General features: G+C 45.6%; 4 protein-coding genes. All 4 read left to right on the forward strand.

The window, feature by feature from the left end:
* The first annotated feature begins 111 nt into the window (after positions 1-111).
* From H6G41_RS34380 to H6G41_RS34395, 4 genes are read left to right on the forward strand one after another with little or no spacing between them, the layout of a single operon-like run.
* Entirely contained in the window at positions 112-531 is a 420-nt protein-coding gene (locus tag H6G41_RS34380; RefSeq protein ID WP_190752859.1) for a hypothetical protein, read from the forward strand.
* Positions 518-1108, forward strand: a complete 591-nt coding sequence (locus tag H6G41_RS34385; protein ID WP_242038161.1) for an alpha-ketoglutarate-dependent dioxygenase AlkB — start codon at positions 518-520, stop codon at positions 1106-1108. Before H6G41_RS34380 ends, H6G41_RS34385 begins: the two co-directional genes overlap by 14 nt.
* Positions 1105-2088 carry a hypothetical protein gene (locus tag H6G41_RS35565; RefSeq protein WP_242038162.1) on the forward strand — a complete coding sequence of 328 codons (984 nt, stop codon included), beginning with the start codon at positions 1105-1107 and terminating at the stop codon, positions 2086-2088. The genes H6G41_RS34385 and H6G41_RS35565 overlap by 4 nt, the downstream gene beginning before the upstream one ends.
* A gap of 15 nt (positions 2089-2103) precedes the next feature.
* Entirely contained in the window at positions 2104-2367 is a 264-nt protein-coding gene (locus tag H6G41_RS34395) for a hypothetical protein (RefSeq protein ID WP_190635855.1), read from the forward strand.
* Positions 2368-2553 lie beyond the last annotated feature (186 nt).

Below are 2553 nucleotides of genomic sequence, written 5' to 3' on the forward strand. Positions count from 1 at the left end.
AGGGGAATGAAGGGGCTGCCGACGGCAGCCCCTTCATTCCCCCCTTAAAATGATTATCATTCTTGTTAATGGAATAGTTTATTTTCTGGAAGTCCCTTTCTCCAATGCGAAGTGATTGCCAAAGAATCAATAAAGTTAATTCCTCAGCTACAACAAAAAATTCAAGAACTAGAACAAAATTTCGCCCAGCTGCAATCCCAAATCCAAAACCTCCTACCCCCATCTGCTGACTTCATACCCCCAGGTTGGAATGAAGAAGTATGGCGAAAGCTTGCCCCACAGGACAAACGTCATTTTCGCTTTTTGTATCGCCGTCGTAACTTCCGTCCTTCTGGGCAAAGGACAAATGAGCAACTGGCATTACCTCCTGTGACTACTGAGCAATTGAAGCAAAAACAACGGGCAGAATTTGAGCAGCTCGTCGGTGAGGCATCAGCCCAGGAGAAACAGCAATTAGAAGCAGCAAAACAAGAAGCACTGAAAAAACTTTGGTTACAAGGAGAACAAGATGATACAGATGTCCCTTTTTAATGAACTAACCCCAGTTTTACCAGTCACTTATTACCCAGAGTTCCTCAGCCAAGAAGAAGCTGGCGTGTTATACCAACACTGCCTAAAGCTGCAATGGCAGCAGAACCAAATCAAAATGGTGGGTAAAACTTTACTTGTGCCCCGGCTGGAATGCATCTACGGTGACGAAGGTTGTGAGTATTTGTATTCCAAAAGCGTGCTACTAAAACCCCTGCCTTGGACAGAAGCACTGGCCAAGTTGAGGGACAGAATTACTTCACTGACTGGCTACAGCTTCCGTATCGTCATTGGCAATCAGTATAGAAGTGGACAGGACAGTATAGGTTGGCACGCAGATAATGAATCGTCGATGGGTGTTAATCCAGCCATCGCATCTGTAAGTTTGGGTGCAGAGCGGAAGTTTCAGATAAAGCCCATCGGGGGCAAGCCAACTGATTTCTGGTTGGAGCATGGGAGTTTGCTGATTATGCACCCTGGTTGTCAGGCTACTCATCTTCATCAAGTTCCCAAGACCAAGAAATTGGTTAGCACAAGAATTAACTTAACTTTTCGTCCGCATGTAGGAGGTAGAAGATGAGTGCTGTTGTCTCTACCGAAAAAGCATCTGTGCTGGTGATATTGCGGCGGGAATATCTGGATATTACTGGTAACTTCTGTGCTGCCAAGCTGATTGAGTATTTCCGACATTGGACAAAGTGGAAGCTCAAAAATCACCGCACCCCTTGGGTTTACCAGCCACTCAAGCGAATTTACGCTGACCTCATGGGTGAGCATAGTCTTCATGTCATTAGGAGTGCGATCGCTCTTTTGGAGGAAATGGGTATTATCGAGAAGCAAAAAAATCCTGGTAATGGGCAAGATAAAACTTGGCAGTATAAATTACACCAAGATGTACTTAATAGTCTATTGGAACACCGCAAGTGCAAAACTGAACCTTCAGAATTCAATGCAGAACAACACCATAGATCAGATCCTGAAACTACTAAACCACAACAAAACACTGCTGTTGGGGAAGTAAAGGATGAGGGGGTAGAAGAAAGCTTATATGAGCCAGCTCACCAAACAAGAGAACCAGAGCAACCCCAGACTACTCACGTTGTTGATGAACAAGAACAAGATGACTCAACGGGTGGGATAGACCCTCATAAAGAACAATGTTCCGAGCCGGAAGTCGAAGTCGATTCAAGTACGTATAAGCCTAGCAAGCACGAGATTGCTGAGGTCTGTACCGAGTTACGGCGATTAAGAATAAACCCAGAGCCATGTTTGGGGGTGGTGAAGAAATATTGGGCGAATGTGCCTGGGGCGATCGCATATCTCAAAGAAGCACTCCAAACTTGGCAATCAGTCAACTCACCCACTGGCGTGTTTATCACTGCTTGTAAAGAAGGCAAGAAACCTCAAAATACAGCGACGGCAGACGTAATTGCTTGGTATGAATGGGCAAAACAAAAAAGGATAGTTGCAGCAATGTCTGGTAAGGTTGTCTATACACCTTCGGGTGAGCCTGTGGATTTGCAACAGATGATGCGACAGTATCCCTGTGAATGCAGTTAGTGGGACGAAAAAATTATGGGTAAGAATACCGTAACAAGCGAAGTGAGCGCTCCCTTTGGGTGGGCGAGGAAGCAGAGAATTGCGATGCCCGCCGCAGGCAGGCATCGCAATGACTGGCGGGTTCGTGTATATACCTTCGGGGGATACGCTGGAAGTACAGGAGATGATGCGGCGGTATCCTCACCAGCTAAAAGAGTAAATGGTAAGCCAAGACTCTCAGCTTGTTCCATATTTGAGAACGAGTTCCCATTCCCAACGCCAAGCAGTCTCTACCGCTAGTTCTTGATCGTTGGTAAAAACGCCTCAAATAAAATCTACTTCAAGTGCTTAACTTTTCATCATCACCCAAAGTTGCCAAGAACCCTATTATGGTCTTGATTGCAGTTTAATCACTTTCTTTTTCAAACGACACAGATGGCATCACAAGACGCAAGAAAAGAAGCACCAGCAACCCAGCGTAACCGC

Origin of the sequence: Tolypothrix sp. FACHB-123 (genome assembly GCF_014697075.1) — a bacterium.
GTDB lineage: Bacteria > Cyanobacteriota > Cyanobacteriia > Cyanobacteriales > Nostocaceae > Aulosira.

Coding starts and splice junctions, on each gene's coding strand:
- H6G41_RS34385 (WP_242038161.1), top strand. CDS start 518: ATGTCCCTTTTTAATGAACTAACCCCAGTTTTACCAGTCACTTATTAC.
- H6G41_RS35565 (WP_242038162.1), top strand. CDS start 1,105: ATGAGTGCTGTTGTCTCTACCGAAAAAGCATCTGTGCTGGTGATATTG.
- H6G41_RS34395 (WP_190635855.1), top strand. CDS start 2,104: ATGGGTAAGAATACCGTAACAAGCGAAGTGAGCGCTCCCTTTGGGTGG.